This window comes from Neisseria sp. P0021.S006 (assembly GCF_051956895.1).
In genome coordinates, this window is record NZ_JBQCWZ010000477.1 from 1 (window position 1) to 1,041 (window position 1,041).

Annotated in this window: 2 protein-coding genes; one reads left to right on the plus strand and one right to left on the minus strand. The window is 51.3% G+C overall.

Annotation, left to right across the window (positions count from 1 at the left end):
- Positions 1–117: 117 nt before the first annotated feature.
- Positions 118–834 (minus strand): ComF family protein, encoded by a 717-nt coding sequence (locus ACTHUM_RS15105; RefSeq protein WP_070646427.1) that lies wholly within the window; start codon positions 832–834, stop codon positions 118–120.
- On the opposite strand from ACTHUM_RS15105, the gene ACTHUM_RS15110 reads away from it, so the two are divergent.
- On the plus strand, positions 833–1,041 hold a 209-nt coding region (locus ACTHUM_RS15110), incomplete at its 3' end, for an alpha/beta fold hydrolase (RefSeq protein ID WP_440403302.1). The genes ACTHUM_RS15105 and ACTHUM_RS15110 overlap by 2 nt on opposite strands.

Here is a 1,041-nt window from a genome sequence, read left to right on the forward strand (position 1 = left end):
ATATTGCCCGTATTGGGCGGGATTTCGGGTTGGTACAAAACTATGGTAAACATATAAATCAATCACTTATAGAGTGGCATAATGCCGAAATGTTCCATGGGTGTCAAAAACTTTAAGCTATTTTTTCATTGGCGGACGCGCCAAACTCCAGCAAAAAATCTTACCTGCGCCTGATTTTTTCAGCGTTTTCGCCAATTCGTTTAAAGTCGAGCCGGTGGTGAAAACATCATCAATTAACAGAATATTACACGCCTTCGGCAATTCGGCTTTGATTTTGAATGCATTCTTGATATTTCGCAGACGTTCGTCGCTTTTCAGCGTACTTTGCGGCTCGCCATGCCGTCTGAAAACTGCGTGGCGCGGCAGCAGCGTCCAGCCGTAGCGTTTTGCCAAAATATCCGTCAACGCCTCGCTTTGGTTGAATCCGCGCTTGAGCCGCCGCTCTTTGCTCAAAGGCATGGGCAGGACAAAATCAAAGTGTTCCGTCGCCAGCCAGTCCGGTGCGTTTTGGCACATTAAATCCGCCAACGGACGGCTCATGCCCAAATCGGCCAAGTGTTTCAGCTCGCGTATCATGCTGCTGACGGGTGGTTCGTAATACAGCGAGGCCCACATTCTATCAAATGCGGGCGGCTTTTTCTGACAACTGCCGCACACTGCCCCGCCCGCGACATGGCGGAAACACAAAGGGCAGCTTTGTGCTGCGTCGATAAAATATTCCGTCAAATCGTTTACGCAGCCTCTGCAAAGGCCGTCTGAAACGGAATCGTGGCATAATACGCAACATCGCGCATTGAGCTGTTTCAAACTGCGCCACCAAGAAAGAACATTCATGCCACACTCCGCCAAAAAAGTTTATCTGATACACGGTTGGGCGGCGAACCGCCATGTATTCGACGATTTGATACCGCGCCTGCCTGCCGATTGGGACGTCCGCGCGCTTGATTTGCCCGGACACGGCGATGCGCCTTTTACCGAGCCGTTTGATATTGCCGCCGTTGCCGAAGCCTTCGCCGGACAAATCGACACGCCGGCACACAT

What these genes read in the sequence shown, in the direction of transcription:
- ACTHUM_RS15105 (WP_070646427.1), bottom strand. Translation starts at nt 834, where the DNA reads ATGAATGTTCTTTCTTGGTGGCGCAGTTTGAAACAGCTCAATGCGCGA.